This window comes from Micromonospora globosa, assembly GCF_000717585.1.
Lineage (GTDB): Bacteria > Actinomycetota > Actinomycetes > Mycobacteriales > Micromonosporaceae > Micromonospora > Micromonospora aurantiaca.
Window position 1 is genome coordinate 145,998 of record NZ_JNZR01000007.1, and the last position, 25,228, is coordinate 171,225.

General features: G+C 73.7%; 21 protein-coding genes. 13 read left to right on the forward strand and 8 right to left on the reverse strand.

What is annotated here, in order from left to right; genetic code table 11:
* Positions 1-29 precede the first annotated feature (29 nt).
* Positions 30-1,316 (forward strand): glycosyltransferase, encoded by a 1,287-nt coding sequence (locus IF06_RS0110050; RefSeq protein ID WP_030270456.1) that lies wholly within the window; start codon positions 30-32, stop codon positions 1,314-1,316.
* Complete coding sequence (locus tag IF06_RS0110055) at positions 1,313-1,954, forward strand: sugar transferase (protein ID WP_013285292.1); 642 nt, start codon at positions 1,313-1,315, stop codon at positions 1,952-1,954. Before IF06_RS0110050 ends, IF06_RS0110055 begins: the two co-directional genes overlap by 4 nt.
* A gap of 44 nt (positions 1,955-1,998) precedes the next feature.
* Here the strand turns inward: IF06_RS0110055 and IF06_RS0110060 are convergent, their stop codons facing one another.
* Both IF06_RS0110060 and IF06_RS32800 read right to left on the reverse strand, forming a co-directional pair.
* Complete coding sequence (locus IF06_RS0110060; RefSeq protein WP_013285291.1) at positions 1,999-3,057, reverse strand: DegT/DnrJ/EryC1/StrS family aminotransferase; 1,059 nt, start codon at positions 3,055-3,057, stop codon at positions 1,999-2,001.
* Positions 3,054-3,920 (reverse strand): GNAT family N-acetyltransferase, encoded by an 867-nt coding sequence (locus IF06_RS32800; RefSeq protein ID WP_145752643.1) that lies wholly within the window; start codon positions 3,918-3,920, stop codon positions 3,054-3,056. The genes IF06_RS0110060 and IF06_RS32800 overlap by 4 nt, the downstream gene beginning before the upstream one ends.
* Positions 3,921-4,041: 121 nt before the next feature.
* Here IF06_RS32800 and IF06_RS0110070 point away from each other — a divergent pair, with 121 nt between their 5' ends.
* Positions 4,042-4,971, forward strand: coding sequence for an NAD(+)/NADH kinase (locus IF06_RS0110070; RefSeq protein WP_030270460.1), 930 nt, complete (start codon positions 4,042-4,044; stop codon positions 4,969-4,971).
* A 6-nt stretch (positions 4,972-4,977) separates the two neighbouring features.
* Here the strand turns inward: IF06_RS0110070 and pgm are convergent, their stop codons facing one another.
* A complete protein-coding gene (gene pgm, locus IF06_RS0110075) occupies positions 4,978-6,621 on the reverse strand; it encodes a phosphoglucomutase (alpha-D-glucose-1,6-bisphosphate-dependent) (protein WP_030270462.1) in 1,644 nt (547 codons plus the stop codon).
* Positions 6,622-6,655: 34 nt separating this feature from the next.
* Positions 6,656-7,888, reverse strand: coding sequence for a glucose-1-phosphate adenylyltransferase (gene glgC, locus IF06_RS0110080; protein ID WP_013285287.1), 1,233 nt, complete (start codon positions 7,886-7,888; stop codon positions 6,656-6,658).
* A 94-nt stretch (positions 7,889-7,982) separates the two neighbouring features.
* On the opposite strand from glgC, the gene glgA reads away from it, so the two are divergent.
* From glgA to glgB, 4 genes are all read left to right on the forward strand, one after another.
* Positions 7,983-9,176, forward strand: coding sequence for a glycogen synthase (gene glgA / locus IF06_RS0110085; protein ID WP_030270464.1), 1,194 nt, complete (start codon positions 7,983-7,985; stop codon positions 9,174-9,176).
* A 90-nt stretch (positions 9,177-9,266) separates the two neighbouring features.
* On the forward strand, positions 9,267-9,995 hold the full coding sequence (locus IF06_RS0110090) for a class I SAM-dependent methyltransferase (protein WP_030270466.1): 729 nt from the start codon (positions 9,267-9,269) through the stop codon (positions 9,993-9,995).
* A gap of 299 nt (positions 9,996-10,294) precedes the next feature.
* Positions 10,295-12,415, forward strand: a complete 2,121-nt coding sequence (locus IF06_RS0110095; RefSeq protein WP_013474744.1) for an alpha-1,4-glucan--maltose-1-phosphate maltosyltransferase — start codon at positions 10,295-10,297, stop codon at positions 12,413-12,415.
* A complete protein-coding gene (gene glgB / locus IF06_RS0110100; protein WP_030270468.1) occupies positions 12,403-14,505 on the forward strand; it encodes a 1,4-alpha-glucan branching protein GlgB in 2,103 nt (700 codons plus the stop codon). Before IF06_RS0110095 ends, glgB begins: the two co-directional genes overlap by 13 nt.
* A 345-nt stretch (positions 14,506-14,850) precedes the next feature.
* On the opposite strand, the gene IF06_RS0110105 is transcribed toward glgB, so the two are convergent.
* Positions 14,851-15,927, reverse strand: a complete 1,077-nt coding sequence (locus IF06_RS0110105; protein WP_013285282.1) for an App1 family protein — start codon at positions 15,925-15,927, stop codon at positions 14,851-14,853.
* An 82-nt stretch (positions 15,928-16,009) separates the two neighbouring features.
* Here IF06_RS0110105 and IF06_RS0110110 point away from each other — a divergent pair, with 82 nt between their 5' ends.
* From IF06_RS0110110 to IF06_RS0110125, 4 genes are all read left to right on the forward strand, one after another.
* Positions 16,010-17,614, forward strand: coding sequence for a hypothetical protein (locus tag IF06_RS0110110; RefSeq protein ID WP_030270472.1), 1,605 nt, complete (start codon positions 16,010-16,012; stop codon positions 17,612-17,614).
* Positions 17,615-17,630: 16 nt separating this feature from the next.
* Positions 17,631-18,434 (forward strand): peroxide stress protein YaaA, encoded by an 804-nt coding sequence (gene yaaA, locus IF06_RS0110115; RefSeq protein WP_013285280.1) that lies wholly within the window; start codon positions 17,631-17,633, stop codon positions 18,432-18,434.
* A 106-nt stretch (positions 18,435-18,540) separates the two neighbouring features.
* On the forward strand, positions 18,541-19,188 hold the full coding sequence (locus IF06_RS0110120) for a hypothetical protein (protein WP_013474740.1): 648 nt from the start codon (positions 18,541-18,543) through the stop codon (positions 19,186-19,188).
* A 96-nt stretch (positions 19,189-19,284) separates the two neighbouring features.
* On the forward strand, positions 19,285-20,226 hold the full coding sequence (locus IF06_RS0110125) for a TAXI family TRAP transporter solute-binding subunit (protein WP_013474739.1): 942 nt from the start codon (positions 19,285-19,287) through the stop codon (positions 20,224-20,226).
* A gap of 6 nt (positions 20,227-20,232) precedes the next feature.
* Here the strand turns inward: IF06_RS0110125 and IF06_RS0110130 are convergent, their stop codons facing one another.
* Positions 20,233-21,621 carry a sensor histidine kinase gene (locus IF06_RS0110130; RefSeq protein ID WP_030270477.1) on the reverse strand — a complete coding sequence of 463 codons (1,389 nt, stop codon included), beginning with the start codon at positions 21,619-21,621 and terminating at the stop codon, positions 20,233-20,235.
* A 10-nt stretch (positions 21,622-21,631) separates the two neighbouring features.
* A complete protein-coding gene (locus IF06_RS0110135; RefSeq protein ID WP_030270479.1) occupies positions 21,632-22,288 on the reverse strand; it encodes a response regulator transcription factor in 657 nt (218 codons plus the stop codon).
* A gap of 84 nt (positions 22,289-22,372) precedes the next feature.
* On the opposite strand from IF06_RS0110135, the gene IF06_RS0110140 reads away from it, so the two are divergent.
* Positions 22,373-22,711 (forward strand): DUF952 domain-containing protein, encoded by a 339-nt coding sequence (locus IF06_RS0110140; protein ID WP_030270481.1) that lies wholly within the window; start codon positions 22,373-22,375, stop codon positions 22,709-22,711.
* 67 nt (positions 22,712-22,778) lie between these two features.
* The gene (locus IF06_RS0110145) at positions 22,779-23,321 is read left to right on the forward strand and encodes an acyltransferase (RefSeq protein WP_013285274.1); all 543 of its coding nucleotides are present in this window, start codon (positions 22,779-22,781) and stop codon (positions 23,319-23,321) included.
* A gap of 58 nt (positions 23,322-23,379) precedes the next feature.
* Here the strand turns inward: IF06_RS0110145 and IF06_RS0110150 are convergent, their stop codons facing one another.
* The gene (locus tag IF06_RS0110150; RefSeq protein WP_013285273.1) at positions 23,380-25,128 is read right to left on the reverse strand and encodes a CDP-glycerol glycerophosphotransferase family protein; all 1,749 of its coding nucleotides are present in this window, start codon (positions 25,126-25,128) and stop codon (positions 23,380-23,382) included.
* Between the last annotated feature and the right edge of the window lie 100 nt (positions 25,129-25,228).

Here is a 25,228-nt window from a genome sequence, read left to right on the forward strand (position 1 = left end):
ACGTCGCGCCGACTGTTGGAGGCGAACACGTGAGGCACGATCCCCGGTCCGGCGTCGCCGGCGACCCGCCCGGGCGCCGGTCACTGCGCGTCGCCGTCATCGTCAAGACGAACTACGGCGGACTCTGGACCATCCCGCAGGCCTGCGCCCTGCGGGATCGCGGCCACGAGGTGGTGGTGATCTGCCCACCCGGCGGGCGCCTGAACGACCGCCTGGCCGAGGCCGGGATCCGGACGGTGGCGTCGCCGTTCTCGTTCCGCTTCCGCCCCAGCCTGAGCACGCTGTCCGAGCTGTGGCGGCTGCGCCGCCTCGTCCGCCGCCTGCGGCCCCAGGTGCTCTACCACCACCTGTACGCGGCCACGCTGGGCGCGCGGCTCGCGACCGTCGGCCTGCCCTTGGCGCGGGTGCAGTTCGTCGCCGGCCCCGCGTTCCTGGAGTCACGGGCGGTCCGGATGGTCGAGCGGCTGCTTTGGCGCCTGGACCGCACGATCATCTGCGGCACCCGCTACACCTCCCGCCTCTACGGCGAGCTGGGCGTACCGGCGTCGCGTCGCCCGGCCGTCACCAGCGGACTCAACCTGGCCTGGGCGACCGCGGACCTGCCGGACGACACGGCGGCGACGCGGGCGGAGGCCCGGGCGAAGTGCCGCGCGGATCTCGGGCTGAGCCCGGACCAGTTCGTCGTGATCATGGTGGCGTACGTCTATCCCCCACGAAAGCTCGCCGCCCACCGGGACCGCGCGTTCAAGGGCCACGACGTCCTGCTCGCCGCGTGGCAGGAGATCCGGTCCCGGCACCCCGAGGCGGTGCTGATGCTCGTCGGTGGCGGCTCGGACCAGGCCGGCGAGGACCACCGGCAGGAGCTGATCCGCCGGTTCGGGGTCGCCGACGACCACTCCGTCCGCTGGATCGACACCGCCGACGACGTGCGGCCCTACTACCGGGCGGCGGACCTCAGCGTCAGCCCGTCACTGAGCGAGGGCCACGGCGCGCCGCCCGAGGCGGCGCTGCTGGACGTTCCCAGCATCGTCAGCGACGCCGGCGGGCTGCCGGAGACGGTGGACGAGAGCTGCGGGTGGGTGGTCCCCCGGGACGACCCGGCCGCCCTGGCGCAGGCCATCGAGCACGCGTACGCCGAGTTCCGGTCCGGGCGTCTCGCCGAGCGCGGCGTACGCGCCCGCGAGCGGTCGCACCGGCACTTCGACAACCGGATCTCCGCGGTGCGGATGGCCGAGGTCATCGAGCACGCCGCGGGCGTCGGCGGACCACCCGGGGAGTACGCCCCGCAGGCCGCCGGGAAGGCGCACTCCCGGTGAGCCCCGCCCGGCGGTCGGTCGAGCTACGGCTCAAGCGGCTCGTCGACATCACAGTGGCGCTCGTCGTCCTCGTGGTGACCGCGCCGGTCGTGGCCGTCGCGGCGCTGCTGGTCCTGGCCCAGTTCGGCAGCCCGGTCTTCTTCCGGCAGGAACGCACCGGCCGGTACGAGCGCCGCATCCGGGTCCTCAAGCTCAGGACGATGTCCGACGACCGCGACGCGGAGGGCCGGCTGCTGCCCGACGGGGTCCGCTGCCGGGGCGTCGGCCGGACGCTGCGGCGGCTGAGCATCGACGAGCTGCCGCAGATGGTCAACGTGCTCCGGGGCGACCTCAGCCTGGTCGGTCCCCGGCCGCTGCTGCTGCGCTACGACCCCTGGTACACCGACCGGGAGCGCAAGCGGTTCGAGGTCCGGCCGGGCATCACCGGGCTCGCGCAGGTCAACGGCCGCAACGACCTGGCCTGGACCGAACGCCTGGAACTCGACGTCCGCTACGTTCTCGACTGGTCCCTCTGGCTCGATCTGCGCATCCTCGCGCGGACGGCGGGCAAGGTCCTGCGCGCCTCGGGCGTGGCGGTCGACCCGTCGGCGCAGATGCTCGACCTCGACCAGGAACGGCGCCTCACCGGCGTCCGCTGAGCCCGTCGGTGCCCCGCCCGCGCCGGGCGGGGCACCGACCGTATTCAGGCCGAGCCGGTGGGCACGCCGGACGGTCGCGGCGCCGAGGCGCCGCTCTGGGCCGGTGCCGCCGGACGTCCGGCAGGCGCGAGCGCGCCGCGCTCGGGGAGTGTGCCCAGCGCCCGCTGGAAGCTCGCGACCAGCGCCGGGTAGTCGGCCGGCGCGACGTCCTGGTGTACGGGGAAGTTGATGATCTGCCGGGACAGCCGTGCCATCGACGGATGGTCCCGCAACTGCGCGATGAGCGTGTGGTAGAGGCTGACCATGCCGAAGCCCTCGCGGTTCATCTCGGCATAGACATGGTCGCGGTTCTCCCGGCCGGTCCCGAGGATCCGCACCGGCAGCGTCTGCGGGGCGTCGTCCGGTGCCAGCTCGGGCCACATCAGCTCGAACGCGACGCCGAGTTCGGGCAGGTCGCGCAGCAGCGCGGTGAGGGCGCGGAAGTTCTCCTGCCGCCGCGCGGCGATGCCCAGCGTGTCGTGGTCGAGCACGTGCCGGGACAGGTCCGGCTCGGTCTCCCGCTGCCCGGTGAGCCGGCCCGGGTCGCGGTAGGTGATCATCCCGCCGCGTGCGCCGGGCATCGGCAGCATCTTGTGCAGGGAGTAGAGCGAGACCTCCCCGGTGCGGCCGGCCGGCCCGCCGAGCGCGTGGGTGAACCACGCGTGTGCGAGGTCTTCGAGCAGCAGCGCGCCGTGCCTGTCGGTCAGCTCCCGGATCCGGCCGATCGCCCGTTCGGTACGGCCGAAGTAGTGGATGACCACCACGACGTCGTAGGGACGCTCCGCGAGCCGTGCCTCCAGCGAGGACACGTCCACCGCGAGGTCCTCGGTCAGGTCGTAGAAGCCGGGGTCGAGCCCGAGTTCGGTCACCGGGTCGAAGACGCCGCTGCCCTCGTTGGCGGACCAGCCGATGAACGACGGCAGCAGGATGTCGCGCCGGTCGCCGCGCCAGACCTCGGGCTGGGCGAGCAGGTCGCGCATGCCCTCCCGGGCCGCCCGGTAGAACAGGCTCGGCGTGCGGAAGGCACCCGGGTCGGTGGCGGTCTTGGGGATCGTCTGCGTCACGGAAGCTCCAGTCTGGCGCGGATCTCGGTGGTGGACATCCTGAGCGAGCGGTTGACGGCCCGCAGCGGGCCGACCGCGCTGGGCGGCGCGTCCTCGCCGGGTGTCATGACCAGGACGCGGTCGATGCCGGGGAAGGCCCGGACCACGGCGGCGACCACCGCCGGCCGTCGCAGCGTCGCCGGGTCGAAGCACCGCAGCACCCCCGGGCTCGGCCGCCCCAGCACGTGGGTGGCGTCTCCGGCGACGACGGTGAGCTCACCGAAGCCGTACGTGTCGAGCCAGGCCCGGGCGGCGTGCAGCCCGTCGAAGCGGACGTCGGCGGCGGGCGCGACCCCGCCGAGCGCGAGGTCGGCGACCCACCACGTGGTCGTGGAGTCGCCGGCGAACCCGAGCCGGTCGTAGAGCGCACGGGCCGGGGCGTTGTCGGCGAACACGTCCAGCCGCATCGACCGGAGGTCGGGGTGGGCGCGAGCGTAGGCGCGCAGCAGCTCCCGGGCGACGCCGCGGCCACGGGCGGCCTCCACCACGCAGATGTAGGACAGGTGCGCCAGGCCCGGCTCGACCCGGGTCAGGTCGGCGAAGCCCAGCCGCCGGCCGTCCTGGTCATCGGCCACCAGGAAACACCGGCCGGGGAACGACTCCGGGTGTGCGAGCACGACCTCCCAGAACCGGCCGACGCCGGGCTGAGCCGAGGTCAGGTAGTCGTGCAGATGCCGCGCGAACGACGCCTGGCTGACCTCGGCCAGCCATTCCGCGTCCGCGACGATGGCCGGGCGCACCCGGAGACCCGGCGCGTCCGCACGGGACGGCACTCCCACGTCGGCGGCGGGGACGATCGACTGGACACCATACGGGACCGGCATGTTCACACCATAGTGGCCACTACCACCCCAAAGGGGGATTTCGGATCACGGCTGCCGGGTCCCGGCGTGGTCCGGTTCCGGTAACCGCTGCCGTGCGCCGCCGGTGTGATGAGCTGTAGTGGTGGCGGGTGACGTGCTGGGTCTGGTGCTGCACCCCACCCGGGACGTCTCCGAGGTGGTGGGGATCGTCGCGGACTGGGCCGCCCGGCACCGGATCACCCTCGCGGTACGCGCCGAGGACCGCGCCCGCGTACCGGCAGCGGTGGAGGCGATCGCGGCGGACGAGCTGGCCGACCGCTGCGCCGCGCTGATCAGCATCGGTGGTGACGGCACCATGCTCGGCGCACTGCGGATGGCCGTCCGCGACCCGAAGCCGGTGCTCGGCGTGCACCTGGGCCGGGTCGGCTTCCTGGTCGAGGTGGAACCGCCGGACCTGCCCCGGGCGCTGGAGCGGCTGGTGGAGCACGACTTCACCGTCGAGTCGCACGCCTGCCTGGCCTGCGACGTCTGCGGCGACGACGTGGTGGCGTTCAACGACATCGCCCTGGTCCGGCAGCCCGGCGCCGGCTTCGTCACGGCCACCCTCGCGGTGGACGGCCAGCGGTACGGCTACTACCGGTGCGACGCGCTGGTGGTGAGCACGCCGACCGGTTCGACCGCGTACAGCTATGCCGCGGGCGGGCCGCTGATCTCACCGGCCACGGAGGCGATGGTGGTGACGCCGTCGGCGCCGATGGCCGGGATCTCCCGCTCGGTGCTGCTCTCCGCGCACGAGACGGTTCACCTGGAGCTGCGCGCCGACTCGGCACCGGTGGCGGTGGAGATGGACGGCCTCCTGATCCGGCAGGCGGCGACCGAGGGTTCGGTGCACATCCGGTACGTCAAGGACGCCGGCCGCGTGGTCCGTCTCGACCCGCGCCGCTACCAGGAGCGCAACCAGCTCAAACTGAGCCTGCTGGACCTGCCGCTGCTGCCCGACCAGTTGCGGGAGCTGTTGCCGGACGGGTTGCGGGAGCAGCTCAGCCGCCGGGAGCTGCCCCCGCCCCGCTGAGCCGGTTCACGCGGTGGCCAGCACGCCGTCGACCAGCGCCTTGGCCTCCTCCTGGATCCGGGCCAGATGCTCTGGCCCCTGGAACGACTCGGCGTAGATCTTGTAGACGTCCTCGGTGCCGGACGGCCGGGCGGCGAACCAGCCCGACCCGGTGGTCACCTTGAGCCCGCCGATCGCGGCGCCGTTGCCGGGTGCGCTGGTGAGGATCGCGGCGATCGGCTCGCCAGCCAGCTCGGTGGCGGTGACCTGCTCCGGCGACAGCTTCGCCAGGACGGCCTTCTGCGTCCGGTCGGCCGGGGCGTCGATCCGGGCGTACGCGGGCGCGCCGAAGCGGTCGGCCAGCTCGGCCCAGTGCTCGCTCGGCGTACGGCCGGTGGTGGCGATGATCTCGGCGGCGAGCAGGCAGAGCAGGATGCCGTCCTTGTCGGTGGTCCAGGTGCCGCCGTCGCGGCGCAGGAACGACGCCCCGGCGCTCTCCTCGCCGCCGAAGCCGACGGTGCCGTCGAGCAGGCCGGGCACGAACCACTTGAACCCGACCGGCACCTCCAGCAGCGGACGGCCGAGGTCGGCCGCGACCCGGTCGATCATCGAGGAGGAGACGAGCGTCTTGCCCACCGCCGCGGCCGGGCCCCACTGCTCCCGGGTACGGAACAGGTGGCCGATCGCCACGGCCAGGTAGTGGTTGGGGTTCATCAGGCCGCCGTCGGGCGTGACGATGCCGTGCCGGTCGGCGTCGGCGTCGTTGCCGGTGGAGACCGCGTAGTCGTCCCGGGCGGCGATCAGCGAGGCCATCGCGTTCGGTGACGAGCAGTCCATCCGGATCTTGCCGTCGCCGTCGAGCGTCATGAACCGCCAGGTCGGGTCCACGAGCGGGTTGATCACGGTCAGGTCGAGGCGGTGCCGCTCGGCGATCTCGCCCCAGTACGCCACGCTCGCCCCGCCCATCGGGTCCGCGCCGATGCGCACCCCGGCGTCGCGGATCGCGTCGATGTCCAGCGCGGCGGGCAGGTCGTCCACGTACCGGGCGAGGAAGTCGTACTCGCCGGTGGTCGCGGCGGCGCGCGCCCGCGCGTACGGGATGCGTTTCACCTCCTTGAGCCCGGCGGCGAGGATGGCGTTCGCGCGGTCCTGGATCCACTTCGTGGCGTCGGTGTCGGCGGGCCCGCCGTGGGTGGGGTTGTACTTGAACCCGCCGTCGGACGGCGGGTTGTGCGACGGGGTGATCACGATGCCGTCGGCGAGGCCGCTGGTGCGCCCCCGGTTGTGGGTGAGGATGGCGTGCGAGACGGCGGGCGTCGGGGTGTAGCCGTCGCGGCTGTCGCGCAGCACGGTCACGTCGTTGGCGGCGAGCACCTCCAGCGCGTCGGCCTCGGCGGGCGCGGAGAGCGCGTGGGTGTCCCGGCCGAGGAACAGCGGCCCGGAAAGGCCCTGCTCGCGCCGGTAGTCGCAGAGCGCCTGCGTGACGGCGAGGATGTGGTCGGAGTTGAAGGCGTTGCGCAGGCTGGATCCGCGGTGCCCGGAGGTGCCGAAGGAGACCTGCTGCGCCGGGTCGTCCGGGTCCGGGTGCTCGGCGTAGTAGGCGGTGACCAGCCGGGGCACGTCGACCAGGTCGTCGGGCTGTGCGGGCTGGCCGGCACGGGGGTGGGCCACTGCGGGATCCTCCTCGGGGATGCGGCGGGAATGCTCAGGGCTCGACGCGCTGGCCCTTGCCGATGACGACGATGCCGTTGTCGGACACGGTGTAGCGCTGGCGGTCCTTCTCCAGGTCGACGCCGATCTCGGCGCCCTCCGGGACGTGGACGTTCTTGTCCAGGATCGCGCGCCGGACGACCGCGTGGCGGCCGATCTGGACACCCTCCATCAGCACGGCGCCGTCGACGTGCGCCCACGAGTGCACCTTCACCTTCGGCGCCACGATCGAGTTCTCCACCAGCGAGCCGGAGATCACCGAGCCGGGCGACACCATCGAGCTGACCGCGCGGCCGACGCGCTCGCCCCAGGCGTGCACGAACTTGGCCGGCGGGTACGGCGGCTGCTCGGTGTAGATGGGCCAGTCGAAGTTGTAGAGGTTGAACACCGGGTGCACGTTGATCAGGTCCATGTGCGCGTCGTAGAACGAGTCGAGCGTCCCCACGTCCCGCCAGTAGCCGCGGTCGCGGTCGGTGCTGCCGGGCACCTCGTTGTCCTTGAAGTCGTAGACGTTTGCCTCGCCGCGCTCGACGAGCATCGGGATGATGCTGCCGCCCATGTCGTGCTTGCTGGTCTTGTCCGCCGCGTCGCGCTCCACCGCCTCGCACAGCGCCTTGGTGGTGAACACGTAGTTGCCCATCGAGGCGTAGATCTCGTCCGGCGCGTCGGGCAGCCCTACTGCGTCGGTGGGCTTCTCCCGGAACGCGCGGATGCGCTTGCCGTCCTCGCCGACCTCGATCACGCCGAACTGGTCGGCCGTCGACAGCGGCTGGCGGATCCCGGCCACCGTGACCCCGGCGCCGGAGGCGATGTGGTCGTCGACCATCTGCCGGGGGTCCATCCGGTAGATGTGGTCGGCGCCGAAGACGATCACGTAGTCGGGCTGCTCGTCGTTGATCAGGTTGAAGCTCTGGTAGATCGCGTCGGCCGAGCCGGCGAACCACCACGGGCCGCGGCGCTGCTGCGCGGGCACCGGCGTGACGTAGTTGCCGAGCAGCGTCGACATCCGCCAGGTCTTGGTGATGTGGCGGTCCAGCGAGTGGGACTTGTACTGGGTCAACACGACGATCTTGAGGAAGCCGGCGTTCGCCAGGTTGGACAGGACGAAGTCGACCATGCGGTACATCCCGCCGAAGGGGACGGCGGGCTTCGCCCGGTCGGTGGTCAGGGGCATCAGGCGCTTGCCCTCCCCGCCGGCCAGGACGATCGCGAGCACCTTGGCAGCCATGCTCAGACGCTAACGACCCGGAACCGACTTCACCACTCGGACGCCCACACTTGCGCACCGCGTGGGACACCCGGCTCTGCACTAGGGTGCGGGCATGGCACCGATGCGCGTCGACCTGCTCACCCGCGAGTACCCGCCGGAGGTCTACGGCGGCGCCGGGGTGCACGTGGAATACCTCGCCCGTGAGCTGCGCCGGCTCGCCGACGTGCGGGTGCACTGCTTCGGCGCGCCCCGCGACGAGGAGGGCGTGACCGCGTACGCCGAGCCGGCCGCGCTCGCCGGCGCGAACGCCGCGCTGCGCGTCATGGGCGTCGACCTGGAGATGGCCGCCGGGACGGCCGGCACCGACGTGGTGCACAGCCACACCTGGTACGCCAACCTGGCCGGGCACACCGCGAAGCTGCTGCACGGGGTGCCGCACGTGGTGACCGCGCACAGCCTGGAGCCGCTGCGCCCGTGGAAGGCCGAGCAGCTCGGCGGCGGGTACGCGCTCTCCTCCTGGTGCGAGCGGACCGCGTTCGAGGCGGCCGACGCGATCATCGCGGTGAGCGCGGGCATGCGCCGCGACGTGCTCACCGCGTACCCGGCGGTGAACCCCGACCGGGTACGCGTGGTCTACAACGGCATCGACACCGCGCAGTACGCCCCGGACCCGGGCACCGACGTGCTCGATCGGCTCGGCATCGACCCGGTCCGGCCCAGCGTGGTCTACGTCGGGCGGATCACCCGGCAGAAGGGCCTGCCGTACCTGCTGCGCGCGGCCCGGGAGCTGCCCGCCGACACCCAGCTGGTGCTGCTCGCCGGCGCGCCGGACACCCCGGAGATCGCCGCCGAGGTGGAGGGTCTCGTGGCGGAGCTGCGGGCCACCCGGTCCGGGGTGATCTGGGTGGCGGCGATGCTGCCCAAGCACGAGGTGATCCAGGTGCTCACCCACGCCACGGTCTTCGCCTGCCCGTCCGTCTACGAGCCGATGGGCATCGTCAACCTGGAGGCGATGGCCTGCGAGACCGCCGTGGTGGCGACCGCCACCGGCGGCATCCCCGAGGTGGTGGCCGACGGCGAGACCGGGCTGCTGGTGCCGATCGAGCAGGCCGGCGACGGCTCCGGCACCCCGCTGGACCCGGAGCGCTTCGTGGCCGACCTGGCCGCGCGCATGAACGAGCTGCTGGGAGACCCGGAGCGGATCGCGGCGTTCGGGGCGGCGGGGCGGCGACGGGCGGTGGAGCACTTCTCCTGGGACGCGATCGCCCGCCAGACGATCGAGGTGTACCGCTCGGTGGGGGTGTAAGGAAGGGCACCTTGTTAACGCCTCCGGTAGAGGAAGGGCCCCTTCTTAACAGCCCGCCCGGTCGCGGTCGGCGGCGGATACAGTCCCCGGATGCCGGATGCGATCTTCGCCCATCCTCGGCTCGCGCCGGTCTACGACGCGTTCGACGGCGACCGGGACGACCTGGACGCGTACCTCGCGATCGCCGACGAGCTGGACGCGCGCGTGGTGCTCGACCTCGGCTGCGGCACCGGGAACCTGGCCCTGCTGCTCGCCCGGCACGGCCGTACCGTCGTGGGGGTCGACCCGGCCGGGGCGTCCCTCGCCGTCGCCCGGTCGAAGGACCGCGAAGGCCGCGTGCGCTGGGTGCACGGCGACGCCACGACGCTGCCACCGCTGCGCGCCGACCTGGCCGTGATGACCGGCAACGTGGCTCAGGTGTTCTGCGCCGACGACGACTGGGCGCGCACCCTGCGGGGCGTCCACGCGGCGCTGCGGCCCGGCGGGCATCTCGTGTTCGAGACGCGGCGTCCCGAGCGCCGCGCGTGGGAGGAGTGGGCGGCGGACAGCGCGCCGGTGACCCGGGACGTGCCGGGCGTCGGGCCGGTGGAACGACGTCTCGAGGTCACCGCTGTGGACCTGCCGTTCGTGTCCTTCCGGTTCACGTACCGGTTCCCGGCCGACGGCGCCGTCCTCACGTCGGACTCGACGCTGCGGTTCCGCGACCGGGACGAGGTCGAGGCGAGCCTGACCGCCGCCGGCTACCGGGTGCTCGACGTGCGGGACGCGCCCGACCGCCCCGGCCGGGAGTTCGTCTTCGTCGCCCAGCGGTCGACCTGAACGTCGCTGTCGGACAGGCCAGATCGCCCGGAGCCCGCCGACCCTGTGCCCGAGGCGCGGGAAGAGGCCGTTCGTGGCACCGGGGCCGGCCGCCGGAAGTCCGCCACCCGTTCGGTGGAACGCCATGGGTGCCTCAGCGCCCATTTGACACCCATAGCGTTCCACTCACCGCAGCCCACGCTCGTTCGGTGGAACGGCACGGGTGCCTCACCGGCACGGACTCGACGCCCTCGTGAGCGGGTTGAGGGCTGAGGTGAAGTCGCCGAGCGCGAGAGGATCTCGCGCAGTAGGTTGAGCGGGTGACTGGACGGTTCCCGATCGAAGACGTCTCCCCCGTCGTCTCCTGCGGTCGCTACCCGGCCAAGGCGGTGGTCGGCGAGGTCGTACCGGTGTCGGCGCGGGCCTACCGCGAGGGCCACGACGCGCTCGGGTGCAACGTGGTCTGGCTCGGCCCGGACGGCGCGGCCCGCCCGTTCACCCGGATGCGCCCGGGTGAACCCGGCCAGGACCGATGGCACGCCACCATCCGCCCGGACGCGGTCGGCCTGTGGCGCTTCGCCGTGGAGGCGTTCGGAGACCCGTACCTCACCTGGCAGAACGCGGTCACGAAGAAGCTCGCCGCCGGCCAGGGCGCGGCCGAGCTGGCGAACGATCTGGCCGAGGGCGTACGGGTGCTCACCGCCGCGCTCGACCTGGTGCCGAGGGCCGACCGTGATCGCGTACGCGAAGCCGTGCGGGCGCTGGCCGACGACGACCTGGACCTGCCGCGGCGGGTGAGCGCGGCGCTGGACCTGGCCGACCTGCTGTGGGAGCACCCGGTGCGCGAGCTGGTCACCACCGGCGAGGAGCGCACGCTGTGGGTGGACCGGCCGCGGGCGCTCTTCTCCGCCTGGTACGAGTTCTTCCCCCGCTCCGAGGGCGCGGTCCCGGCCACAGTCGACGCGCCCGCGCGTTCCGGCACGTTCGCCACCGCTATGGAGCGACTGCCGGGTGTCGCGGCGATGGGTTTCGACGTGCTCTATCTGCCGCCGATCCACCCGATCGGCCGGGTCAACCGCAAGGGCCGCAACAACGCGCTCACCGCCGGGCCGGACGACGTGGGCTCGCCGTGGGCGATCGGCGCGGCCGAGGGCGGCCACGACGCCATCCACCCCGATCTGGGTACGCCTGAGGACTTCCGCGACTTCGTCGCGGCCGCCGCCGAGCAGGGGCTGGAGGTGGCGATGGACCTGGCGTTGCAGTGCGCGCCGGATCACCCGTGGGTCACCGAGCACCCGGAGTGGTTCACCACCCGGGCCGACGGCAGCATCGCGTACGCGGAGAACCCGCCGAAGAAGTACCAGGACATCTATCCGCTGAACTTCGACAACGACCCGGAGGGCATCCGGGCCGAGGTGCTGCGGGTGGTGCTGCACTGGGTCGGCGAGGGCATCCGGATCTTCCGGGTCGACAACCCGCACACCAAGCCGTTCGACTTCTGGCACTGGCTGATCGCCGAGGTCAAGAAGGTCGACCCGGACGTGCTGTTCCTGGCCGAGGCGTTCACCCGGCCGGCGATCATGCACGGGCTCGGCAAGATCGGCTTCACCCAGTCGTACACCTATTTCACCTGGCGCACGACGGCGGCCGAGATGCGGGAGTACTGCGAGGAACTGGTCGCCTCGGTCGACTGGATGCGGCCGAACTTCTGGCCGAACACGCCTGACATCCTGCACTCGTCGTTGCAGCACGGCGGCCCGCCGATGTTCAAGATCCGGGCGGTGCTGGCGGCGCTGCTGTCCCCCTCGTGGGGCATGTACGCGGGGTTCGAGCTGTTCGAGCACGTCGCGCGCCCCGGTGCCGAGGAGTACCTGGACAACGAGAAGTACGAGCTGCGCCCGCGGGACTGGGACGCCGCGCTGGCGCAGGGCCGGTCGCTGGCGCCGTTCGTCACCACGCTGAACCGGGTACGCCGGGACAACCCCGCCCTGCACCGGCTGCGCAACCTGCGGTTCCACGACATCGACAACCCGGCGCTGCTGTGCTGGTCGAAGCACGACCCGGAGACCGGCAACACGGTGATCGTGGTCTGCTCGTTCGACTCCCGCGAGGTGCAGTGGGGCAACACCACGCTCGACATGCCGGCGCTCGGCCTGGACTGGCACGAGCGGTTCACCGTGCGCGACGAGCTGACCGGCGCCGAGTACGACTGGGGGCAGCGCAACGCGGTGCGCCTCGACCCGTACCTGCAACCGGCGCACGTGCTCACCGTGCGCCGCCCGGCCGCACCCGAGCCCCCGCAGCCGGCCGCGCCGACCGCCGCCGAGCCGGAGCAGCCGGCCGCGCCCGACCTGACAGTGGAAGACGTGCCCGCCGACCTCTCCGGCGGCACCGCCCCGACCGCACCGGCCGACAAGGACGACGCCCGATGGACCAGCTGATCGCCGGCGAGGTACACGACCCGCACGCCGTGCTCGGCGCGCACCCGGCCGACGGGAGCACCACGATCCGGACGCTGCGCCGGGGCGCGGGCGAGGTGGCGGTGCTCGCCGACGGCGAGCGGCACCCGATGAAGCGGGTGCACGACGCCGGTGTCTTCGAGGCGGTCCTCCCCGGCGAGGTGCTCGACTACCGGGTCGAGGTGGACGGCACGACGCACGACGACCCGTACCGTTATCCGCCCACGCTCGGCGACCTCGACCTGCACCTGATCGGCGAGGGGCGGCACGAGCGGCTCTGGGCGGCGCTCGGCGCCCGGGTGTTCGACGAGGGCGTCGCGTTCACCGTCTGGGCGCCCAACGCGCGGGCCGTGCGGCTCGTCGGCGACGTCACCGGCTGGGCGCCGGACGACGGGTGGCCGATGCGCTCGCTCGGCTCCAGCGGCGTGTGGGAGATCTTCGTGCCGGGCATGCCGGTGGGCAGCCGCTACAAGTACCGCGTCCTCGGCGCGGACGGCCGGTGGCGGGACAAGGCCGACCCGATGGCCGCGCGCACCGAGGTGCCGCCGGCCACCGCGTCGGTGGTGCACGAGTCACGGTACGAGTGGGGCGACGCGGACTGGCTCGCGCGCCGGTCCCGGCAGGCGCCGCACCAGGAGCCGATGAGCGTGTACGAGGTGCACCTGGGCTCCTGGCGACCCGGCCTCGGCTACCGGGAGCTGGCCGAGCAGCTCACCGCGTACGTGCTGGAGATGGGCTTCACCCACGTGGAGTTCCTGCCGGTGATGGAGCACCCGTTCGGCGGCTCGTGGGGCTACCAGGTCACCGGCTACTACGCGCCGACGGCCCGGTTCGGCGACCCGGACGACTTCCGCCACCTGGTGGACCGGCTGCACGCCGCCGGCATCGGCGTGCTCCTGGACTGGGTGCCGGCGCACTTCCCGAAGGACGAGTGGGCGCTCGCCCGTTTCGACGGCACCCCGCTGTACGAGCACCCCGACCCGCGTCGCGGCGAGCACCCCGACTGGGGCACGTACGTCTTCGACTTCGGCCGCAACGAGGTGCGCAACTTCCTGGTCGCCAACGCGCTGTACTGGCTCGACGAGTTCCACATCGACGGGCTGCGGGTGGACGCGGTCGCCTCGATGCTCTACCTGGACTATTCCCGGCAGGACGGGCAGTGGGCGCCGAACGTGCACGGCGGCCGGGAGAACCTGGAGGCGATCGCGTTCCTCCAGGAGGTCAACGCCACCGTCTACCGGCACCACCCGGGCGTACTGATGATCGCCGAGGAGTCCACCGCCTGGCCCGGCGTCACCCGGCCCACCTCGGAGGGCGGGCTCGGGTTCGGGTTCAAGTGGAACATGGGCTGGATGCACGACACCCTGCTCTACACCTCGAAGGACCCGATCTACCGGCAGCACCACCACCATCAGCTCACGTTCTCCCTGGCGTACGCGTGGAGCGAGAACTACGTGCTGCCGATCAGCCACGACGAGGTGGTGCACGGCAAGGGCTCGCTCGCCGGCAAGATGCCCGGCGACACCTGGCAGCGGCTGGCCACGGTGCGGGCGCTGCTGGCGTACATGTGGGCGCACCCGGGCAAGCAGTTGCTCTTCATGGGCTGCGAGCTGGCCGACGACAGGGAGTGGAGCGAGGAGCGCGGCCTCGACTGGTACCTGACCCACGATCCGGCCCGCGCGGGCGTGCAGCGGCTGGTCGCCGACCTGAACCGGGTCTACCGGGAGAGCCCGGCGCTCTGGGCGCAGGACACCGACCCGGCCGGCTTCCGCTGGATCGCCGGGGACGACGTCGCCAACAACGCGGTGTCGTTCATCCGGATCGCCCCGGACGGGCAGACGCTCGTGTGCGTGGCGAACTTCTCCGCGCTGCCGCTGGAGGACTACCGGATCGGCCTGCCGGCCGGCGGTACGTGGACCGAGGCGCTGAACACCGACGCCCACCACTACGGCGGGTCGGGGGTGGGCAACCTGGGCGAGGTGCACGCCGAGAACGTGCCGTGGCACGGCCTGCCCGCGTCGGTCTCCCTGCGCGTGCCGCCGCTGGGCGTCCTCTGGCTCCGCCCGGCCTGACGGCACAGCCCAGCCGGCCGGGCGGCCCACGGCGGCGGCAGGCCACCCCGGACGGCGGCCAACCCCCCGAACGGCGGCCAAACCCCGGACGGCGGGCCAAGGGTACGCACGGGTCACGGGGAAGGCGGCCAACCGGGCCGAGCGGCCGTCTGAAGGTTTCGTCTTGAGCCCGTTATGACTCAGAGGCATAAATATGCCTCTGAGTCATAACCGTATCGGGGAGTCGCTTCCCGGTCAGCACTACGCTCTGTGATATCCCGGCGTCGGGATGACCGCGATCTGGCGGTCGCTCTCCACACCCAGGCTGTCGGCGCGTGACCGCCCGTCGCCGGGTGGCCGCAGGAGTCAGACCAGGTCGGCTTCGCGGAGGAGCTTCCAGAGGCCGGCGCCGTCGGGGGCGCTCAGCCACTTCTGACCGATCGGGCCCGACGACGACCGCCCTGCGGGCGCCGGAAGGCTACCGGCCAGCACCGACTGGGTCGGGGACAGCCGCCGGATCGCCACCCCCGCGACGTTGTCCGGGTGCGCGGCGGCGAACTCCCGGTAGATCTCCGGGTCGTGCTGCCCGTCGTCGCCGATCAGCAGCCACCGCACCTCGGGGAACTCCCGGGACAGCCGGGCCAGCGTGGCCCGCTTGTGCTCCCGGCCGCTGCGGAACCACCTGTCGGCGGTCGGTCCCCAGTCCGTGAGCAGCAGCGGCCCGGCCGGGTAGAGGTGCCGGGACAGGAACCGGGTGAGCGTCGGCGCGACGTTCCACGCGCCGGTGGACAGGTAGAAGACCGGCGCGCCCGGGTGGGCGGTGGCCAGCCGCTCGTACAGCACGGCCATGCCCGGCACGGCGGTGCGGGCGTGCTCGTCGAGCACGAACGTGTTCCACGCGGCCAGCAGCGGCCGGGGCAGCGCGGTCACCATGACGGTGTCGTCGATGTCGGAGAGGATGCCGAAGCGGACGGCCGGGTCGAGGATGCGTACCAGCGCCTCCACCGGTTCGGCGTCGGCGACGCTGAGGCGTACGCAGCCCCAGCCGGGGGTGAAGTCGGCCTCGATCACGGTGTCGACGAAGCCACTGCGGTCGGCGGTCACCTCCTGGCGCACGCCGTCGGCCTCGATGGTCACCGTGATGTGCTTGGCGGGCAGCGTGGCGAAGCTGCGCCAGCCCCGCACCTTGTCCAGCCGGCCCCGCCGCCGCGTGTCCGGGCGGCCCAGCAGCACCCGGCAGAGCACGCGCGCCCAGCCGGGGGCGCCGTAACCCGCGTACGCGATGATGTTGGGCTGCCACCCGGTGCGCCGCAACCGGCGCTCCACCAGGCCGTGCACGGCGTCCTCGAAGCGCGCGGCGCGGTGCAGTTGCGGGACGGCCAGCTGGTCCGGTGGTGTGGGCGGCACACGGCAACAGTGCCACAACCGGACCGGCCGGGCCACGCGAGTGATCCACGCCGATCCGCCCCGGCGCCGGGCGCCGCCGTGACAGACTGCGGTCGGGACGACGACGGGGGCGTTGGTCGTGTCGACGACGAAGCGGAACCCGGTACGACCGCGTCCGGACGCGCCGGCGCTGGTGGCGCTGCTGCTCGGCGCCGCGGGGGTCGGCTACCGGCTGGTGCTGACGCTGCTCACGGTGCCCGCGTCGAACAGCGACGAGGCCACGTTCGGCCTGGCCGCGCTGCACATCGCCGCCGGTGGTGAGCGGCCGGTCTTCCTCTACGGCCAGCGCTACATGGGCGTGCTGGAGTCGTACCTGGCCGCGCCGCTCGTCGGCTGGGCCGGGCCGAGCTGGCCGGTGCTGCGGCTGCCGCTGCTCGCGCTCTTCGCGATCTTCCTGTGGCTGGCGTACCGGCTGACCCGCCGCCTGTTCTCCCCCTGGCTGGCGGTGGTCGTGGTGGGCCTGCTGGCGCTCGGCTCGGAACGCGTGGTCCGCGACCAGCTCACAGCGGTCGGCGGCCGCCCGGAGGTGAAGCCGGCGGTGCTGGCGATGCTGCTGATCGCGGTGGCCCTCGGCGGCCGACGGATCCGGCACTGCTGGCTGGCCACCGGCGCGTTCGGGCTGCTCGCCGGGCTGGCGCTCTGGTCGGACTGGCTGATCGCGCCGTATCTGCTGGTCGCGGCGGTGGTGCTCGCGGTGGCGGTGCCCCGGGACCTGATCGGCTGGCCGGGCGTGCTGCTGGTCGCGGGCTTCCTGGCCGGGATCGCCCCGGTGGTCAAGGACAACCTCGTCGCGCCGCCCGGGCAGGACTCGCTGTCGGTGTTCCGCGAGATCAGCACCAAGGAGGGCGTCGCGCCGTCGCTGGCCGAACGCCTGCGCGGCGGGCTGCTGGAGGGGGTGCCACTGGCGTCGGGCATGTGTCCGATGGACGGCTGCGCGCGCTGGGCGCAGTGGTTCGGCGTGCTCTACCCGGTGCTGCTGGTGGCCGCCGCCGCGCTCGGGCTGATCGCGTACCGCCGGGCCGCCGACCACGCCGCGCGGGTCCGGGCCGTGGCGATCCTCGCCCTGGTCGCGGGCGCGGTGCTGACACTTCTGGCGTACGTGCGCAGCCCGCTCGCCGCGACCGACCCGCTCGGCAACGCCCGCTACCTGTCGGTGCTCCAGATCTCGCTGCCGGCCGTGCTGTGGCCGCTCTGGCTGGCCGCCGCGCACGCCCTGCGGGCCACCACCGGGTGGACGGCCCGGCTCGGCGGCACCGCGGCGGCGGTGGTGCTGGCCGGGCTGACCGCCGCCACCGTTGCCGGGACCGTGGCGTTCCTGGCCGGCGTGCCGGGCGTACGGGACGAGGAACGCACCGCCCGCCGCCTCGCCGACACGGTGCGGGACGCCGGGTTGCACGAGGTGTACGGGGACTACTGGACCTGCAACCGGCTGATCTTCAACACCGGAGAGACCGTTGCCTGCGGCGTGCTCGACGGGGCGCTGACGCCCGGGCAGAACCGCTATCCGGCGTACTGGCAGCGGGTGGCGCGCGCGGAACGGCCCGGGTACGTGGTGGCGGTCGGCTCCCCGGCCGAGCGCACACTGCGGCGGCTGCTGGGCGACCGCGCCGACGCGGCGGTGGTGGCCGAGGTGGGCGGCAGTCGCGTGTACCACCCCGACCGTGCCGTGCGGCCGTGGCGCTGACCCCGGCCCGTACGCTGTGCCGGTGCTCATCCTGCTGCCCCCGTCGGAGGGAAAGGCCGAGGCCGGCACCGGCCGCCGGCTGGACCTGTCCCGGCTGTCCCTGACCGAGCTGAACCCGGCCCGGGAGGCGGTCCTGACCGCGCTCGTCGACCTGTGCGCCGGGCCGGACGAGACGGCGGCCCGGACCGCGCTGGGCCTCACCGAGGGGCAGCGCGGCGAGCTGCGGCGCAACGCCCGGCTGCGGGAGGCAGCGACCGCCCCGGCCGGACGCCTCTACACCGGCGTGCTCTACGAGGCGCTCGGCCTGGACACGCTGCCCCCCGACGCGCAGCGGGCGGCCCGCCGCCAGGTGCTGATCAGCTCCGGCCTGTGGGGCGCGGTACGCTTCGCCGACCGGATTCCGCCGTACCGCTGCCCGATCGGGGCGCGGCTGCCGGGGCTCGGCGCGCTGTCGGCGTACTGGCGGGCGGCGCTCGGCCCGGTACTGGAACCCGCCGCCGGGCGCGGCCCGGTGCTGGACCTGCGCTCCGGCGCGTACGCGGCCACCTGGACGCCGCGCGGCGCGCTCGCCGAACGCACGGTGACGGTACGGGTGCTGCACGAACGGATCGTGGACGGCACGCCGGCCCGGTCGGTGGTGAGCCACTTCAACAAGGCCACGAAGGGCCGGCTGGTGCGGGATCTGCTGCTCGCCGACGCCCGGCCGCGTACCGCCGACGCGCTGGTGGGGGCGCTGCGGGAGCTGAAGTACACGGTCGAGGAGGCACCCCGGGCGGCCGGGCGGCCCCGGCAGGTCGACCTGGTGGTCACCGAGCTCTGAGCCGCGGGCTTCCCGCAAATTTTGCTCAAGGCTCGGGCGCAGCGGTTCCCGGTCCGGCGCTCGGCAGCGACGGTAGAGGTACCCCGACGACCGAGGAGCCGCGCCGATGCTCACCACGCTGCTCGACCGCCCGCGCCCGTCGCCGCCGCCGCTGGACTGGCTGACCCTGACCGACGCCTTCGAGGTCGCCTGCATGGTGCGCTGCACGCCGCCGCCGGCCGCCGACGTACGCCGCCTCGACTCCGGACCGCACCGCGGCGGCATCGCCGAGTTCAACCGCGAGGACGCGGCGCAACGGATGCGGCAGCTGCTGGGACGCCTCGACGTGCCGGTGGAGCACGAGCTGACCACCGGTGGCCTGCGCCGCCGCTACGAGCTGCACCGGCTGTCGGTGCCGCCGCAGCACCGGGCGGCGTACGCGAATCTGCTGACCGCGGGCTGGCGGCAGGGCCGCCGGGAGCTGCTCGGCGGGCCGTTCCCGGGCGCCTCGGCGCCGCGGCGGCTGTGGCGGCCCCGGCTGGCCGCGGCGGCCTGGCGGGCGGCGCTGCTCGCGGGCGGCCGGCACGTCCGCCGGCACTGCCTCGGCATCCGGCTCGCCGACCGGGACCTGGCGGCGGTGCTGGTACGCGGCGCGGCGCTGCTGGACGTGCCGGCGGCGCTGCGGCCCGGGTCGGGTTGCTTCCTCGTGGTGGTGCCGAACGGCGAGCACCGGGAGCGGATCACCGAGAGCGCGGAGCTGGCCCCGGCGAGCTGACCGGCCCGGCCCGAGACTGCCGCACGCCGGGCCTGCGGTGGTGCGTGCGCCGCGTGGGCTTGCGCCACGGCGGGTGCACGGCGCAGAGTGCAGCCCGTGAGCCGACACTGGCCTGTGCGCGCCGCCGCCCCGCTCGCGCTGGTGCTCCTGCTCGTCGCCGGGCTCACCGGGTGCCGGGACGAGCCGTCCGAGCCGACCCGCATCCGCATCGCCACCGGCAGCCCGACCGCCGTCTACCACGCCTTCGGCCAGTCGCTCGCGGCGCTGCTCAACCGGGAGCTGCCCGGCGTACGGGCCGAGGTGGTGGTCACCGCCGCCTCGGCGCAGAACGTCCGGCTGGTCGGCGCTGGGGAGGCCGAGCTGGGCTTCACCCAGGCCGACGTGCTGCCGCCGCGCGAGCCCGAGCATCCGTCGGTGCTCGCGGTGGCCCGGGTCTACGACGACCTGCTGCACCTGGTGACCCGCGCCGGCGGGCCGATCCGCACGCTCGGCGACCTGCGCGGCCGGCGGGTGTCGGTGGGCGCCGACGGCTCCGGCACGGAGATCACCGCCACCCGTCTGCTGGCGGTGGCCCAGCTCGGTGGCGACCGGGTACGCCAGGAACACCTGGGGCTGGACGACTCGGTGGCGGCCCTGCGCGAGGGGCGGATCGACGCGTTCTTCTTCTCCGGCGGGCTACCCGTGCGCGGCGTCGCCGACCTGGCCCAGCGGACCTCGCTGCGGATCGTGGACCTGGGCGACTGGACCGAGCCGCTGCGCCGGGCGTACGGGCAGGTCTACGTGACCCGGGACGTGCCGCGCTCGGTGTACCGGGCCGCCCCGGTCAGCACGGTGGCGAACCCGAACTACCTGATCGTCCGCGCCGACCTGCCCGCCGCGCTGGTGCGGGAGGTGACCCGGCTGCTGATGGACCGCCGGGAGGAGCTGGCCGCCGCGCACCCGGCGGCGGGACGGATGAGTCCCCGGTCGGCGATCGTCACCACCCCGCTGCCGCTGCATCCGGGCGCGGCGCAGTGGTATCGCGCCGCGAAGCCCTGACGCGGGTCAGCACCGGACCGGCGCGTCGGCGGGCGCCGGGAACCACAGCTCGGCGACCAGGCCCCGGGGCTCGCCCTGGCGCATGGTGAGCCGGCCGTCGGAGGCGTCCACGAGCACCGCCGCGATGGTCAGCCCGAGGCCCACGCCGTCCACGTTCTGCGCGTCCGGCGCCCGCCAGAACCGCTCGGTGGCCTGGTCGAGCTGACTGGTGGTCATGCCCGGGCCGGTGTCGCCGACGGTCAGCACCGTCCCGCCGTCGGCGGCCCGTACGGTCACCGTCACCTCTCCACCGGCGCCGCTGAACTTCACCGCGTTGTCGATCAGGGCGTCCAGCGCCTGGTCGATGGCGGTCGGCACGGTCCGGGCGTACGCCGGCGCGTCCTCGGCGTCGAGGCGGAGCGTGACCTCGCGGTGCCGGGCCAGCGGCAGCCAGGCGGCCACCCGGGAGGCGGCGGTGGCGGTGGCGTCCACAGTCACCCGCTCGTTCTCCTCCCGCTCGGCGCGGGCCAGCGTGAGCAGCGCGTCGAGCACCGTCGCGAGCCGGTCGGTCTCCTCCAGCGCCAGCCGGTGCTCGGCGCGCCCGTCCGGGTCGGTGAGGCTGGGGCCCAGTTCCTCCACCCGCAGCCGCAGCGCGGTGAGCGGGTTGCGGAGCTGGTGGCTGGCGTGCGCGACGAAGGCGCGTTGCCGGTCCATCACGTCGGAGACCGCGTCGGCCATGTCGTTGAAGCTGGTCGCCAACCGGCGCAGTTCGGGCGGCCCGAGTCCGGCGCGGACCCGCGCGGCGCGGCGGCCCTCGGCGATCTCGTGGGTCACCGCGTCCAGCTCGGTGACCGGGCGCAGCACCCAGCCGGCCAGCCCGAACGCGGTCGAGACGCAGGCCAGCACCGCCAGCAGGCCGATGCCCGCGAGCAGCAGCCACCACACGGTGACGGTGCGGCGCACGCCGTCCGCCGGGCTGGTCGTGACCACGGCGCCGAGCACCTCGCCGCCGTCGTTGATCGGCACGGCCGTCACCACCGGCCCGCCGACCCACGGCCAGACCGACTCCGGGCCGCTGAACTGCTGCCCGGACAGGGCGGTGTCGAGCGCCGCGCGGGTGCCCGCGCCCGGTTCCCACCCGGACGAGGCCACCACGGTACGGCGGTCCCGGTCCACCACGGCCGCGCCGATGCCGTAGAGCGCGTCGTAGGCGGCCAGTTCCCCGTCCAGCGGGCCGGGGCTGCCGCCCCGCAACGCCGGCCCGGCCAGCGAGGCGAACCGGGTGGCGTCGGCGAGACGGTCGGCGCGGACCCGGTCCGTCTCCCGGGTCGCGAGCGTGGCCGCCAGCGGCGTCTCCAGGGCGATCAGGACCAGCACCATCAGCAGCAGGTAGCTGATCACCAGCCGGCGGCGCACGAACCGGCCCTCACGCCTCGCGGAGCCGGTAGCCGACCCCGCGTACGGTCTCCACCAGCGTCGGGTCGCCGAGCTTGCCGCGCAGCGACCCGACGTGCACCTCCACGGTGTGCCGGTCGGCCCAGGTGGTGCCCCACACATCGAGCAGGATCCGCTCGCGCGGCACCGCCGCCCCGGGCTGGCGGGCCAGGGACAGCAGGATGTCGAACTCCTTGCGGGTGAGCGAGACGTCCCGGCCGGCCACCGTCACCGTCCGGCCGCCCACGTCGATGCGGACCGCACCGGCCTCGATCAGGTTGCGCTGCGGCGCGGTGTGCGCGGCCCGGCGCAGCACCGCCTCGATCCGCGCCTGCAGCTCCACCATCGAGAACGGCTTCACCACGTAGTCGTCGGCGCCCAGCCGCAGCCCCAGCACCCGGTCGCGTTCCTCACCGCGCGCGGTCACCGCGATGATGCCGAGCCGGCTGCTGCGCCGCCGCAGCTCGCGGCACAGGTCGGTGCCGTCGCCGTCGGGCAGCCCCAGGTCGAGCAGCACCAGGTCGCAGGGGGCGGCGGAGAGCGCGGCGGCCACCGTCGCGGCGTGTTCCACCTGGTAGCCGCGCCGGGTCAGCGCGGACGACAACGCCGCGGCGACCCGGCGGTCGTCCTCGACCAGGAGGATCCGCACCCGTTCCTCCCTCGACTCGACGTGTTGCCCTGCGAATGGTGGCAGACGCGCCGCCGGGACGCGAGGCCGCTCTAGGCTGCTGCCGTGATCTACAAGATTCTCACCGACGACGAGTGGACGCAGGCGCGGGCGGACGGGCGGTTCGCCGGCACCGCGATGGACCGGCAGGACGGCTACGTCCACTTGTCCGCCGCCGACCAGGTGGTGGAGACCGCGCGGAGGTTCTTCGCCGGGGTCACCGGCCTGACCGTGCTCGCGGTGGACGAGTCCCGGCTCGGCGACGCGCTGCGCTGGGAGGAGTCCCGCGGCGGCGCGCTGTTCCCGCACCTGTACGGGGCGTTGCCGGTGGACGCGGTGGTCGCCGCGCACCCCCTGCCGGCCGACCGGCCCGCCGCCGACGCGGTGGCCGAACTGCTCGGGTGAGCGCTCGTTATGCTGCGTCGAGCCCGCCCGACGGCGCGACGCGCCCTGGCATGTGATGCGAGTTGAGATGACTGACAGCAACGACCGGTCCGCCTCCGTCTTCGTCCACCCGACGGCCGACGTGGAGTCCGGCGCCCAGGTCGGCGACGGCACCAAGGTCTGGCACCTGGCGCACATCCGGTCCAGCGCCCAGGTCGGCGCCGGCTGCGTGATCGGCCGCAACGTCTACGTCGACGCGGGCGTCACCGTCGGCGACCTGGTGAAGATCCAGAACAACGTCTCGGTCTACCAGGGCGTGACCATCGAGGACGAGGTGTTCGTGGGCCCGTGCGCGGTGTTCACCAACGACTTCCGTCCGCGCGCCCAGAATCCGGACTGGACGATCACCCCGACGCTCGTCCGCCGGGGCGCGTCGATCGGCGCGAACGCCACGCTCGTGTGCGGCATCGAGGTCGGCGAGTACGCGATGATCGCCGCCGGCTCGGTGGTGACCCGCGACGTCAAGCCGTACCAGCTGGTGGCCGGCAACCCGGCCCGCCCGAAGGGCTGGGTCGACGCCAAGGGCGAGGTCATCTCCCGCGACGTCGACAACCCGCCGCACCAGGGCTGACCGGACGAGACAGGGGCGACGACCGGCGCGGTCGTCGCCCCTGCTCCGTCGGTACGCCTCAGCCGCAGAGCCGGCCGATCTCGTCCCGGAACCGGTCCATCGGATTCGACCCGGCCGGGCCGAGCAGGTACTCCTTCAGCTCCCGCCGCGCCCCGGTCATCGGGTCGTCCCCGGCCCGGGTCACGTCGAGGATCTTCGTCAGCTCGCCGCAGTCCGCCGAGAGCAGGTACGCCGCCCGAGCGGTCGGGAACTGCCGCCGGAACTCGTCCTCGGGCAGGCCGGCCGGATTCGCCACCACGTACGGGCGCTCGCTCTGCACGAAGTCGGAGACCACGCTGGACACGTCGCTGACCAGCAGGTCGGTGACGTTGAAGCAGTCGAACAGCCCCGGCGTGCGGCCGGTGACCACCAGGTGCGCGGTGCCGTCCAGCGAGGACGGATCGGTCTCGCCGCCGGCGGCCTTGATCCGGGACACGATCCGCTCGTGCACGGCGCGGGCCTTCGGCGAGCGCGTCCCGGTCAGCGGGTGCGGCTTGTAGATCACCCGCACGTCCCCGGCTGCGAGCAGGCCGGACACGATCCGCTCACCCATCAGCACGAGCGACGTGTGGTACGGGTCGTCGTCGAGCCAGCCCTCCCAGGTCGGCGCGTACAGCACCGTGAAGCGGTGGTCGGCGGCGCCCGAGCCGAACGTGTGCACCCCGGCGAGCTGCGGGCGGCCGACCTCCACGATGTCGCGGTCCAGCACGCCGACGTCGGCCCGGGCGTACCGTTCCCGCCCGGCCGGCCCGGCCACCCAGACCTCGTCGTACACCTTGCTGTACGGGTTGACGCTCGCCTGCTTGTCGCTGTCGCCGTGGCCGACGAAGACGTGCTTCACGCCCGGCTCCCGCAGCAGGTGGATGTTGGCGCCGACGTTCGCGGCGTACAGCGCCACGCGCAGCGAGCCCAGGTCCAGGTTCATGAAGTCGACGCCGGCCGGCACGCAGATCACCGGCAGCCGGGTGTCGGCGAGCTGCTCGAACGCGTCCGCGGCGCGCAGCAGCACGACGGCGCGACGGCCGGTCGCCTCCACCGGCGCGAGCCACATGTTGGCCTGGTAGACGTCCTTGGCCGGGCCGGCGAAGTAGAGCGCCACCTCGGGCCGTTCCCGGGCCATCCAGTCGTGCACGGCGGGCAGCACACCCGGGGCCTTGCCCCGGCCGCGCAGCGCGGTGAGCGCCAGCACCGCGGCGGTGACCAGGCCGGCGGCGAGCGTGACCAGGGCGGTGAGCACCACCGGGGCGACCCGGTCGAGTGCGGCGGCCACCACTGCCGCGGGCACCAGCAGCACGTTCAGCAGCGGCATGCGCAGCCCGGCCAGCAGCCGCGCCCAGGCCGGCGGCACCGGAACCCGCCGCAGCGCGCCGAGGTCGATGTTGCGGGTGTACGCCGGTGGGTCGACCCGGCCGTCGATCACCTTGGTCACCGCGTTGGTGGCGACGGCCACGGTCCACAGCGCGGCGGGCAGCAGCAGGACGGCGACGGTGCCGGCCACGCCGGGACGCACCGCGGCGACCACGAGCAGGACCACCGACAGGTCCCGCACCAGCCGCCGGAATGTCTCGCCCAGACCGGCCTTGTCGAGCAGCGTGGCGGTCTCGGTGTGCCGCCCGGCCAGGGCCAGCTCACCGGCGACGGCGACCACCGCGGCCACCGCGTACGGGACCACCAGGCCGAGAACTCCGGCGAGGACCATGACCGCGTAGCCGAGGAGCGTCGCGCCGACCGCGGCGAGACCCTGCTGGCTGCGTACTCTGCTGAACAACGACACGCTCCCTGTCTGCCCCACCGATGTCGGTGCGGGTCGATTTCCGACGGCTGCGACCCTAAACGGATCACATGACACAAGTATTGCCGGGGTGTCC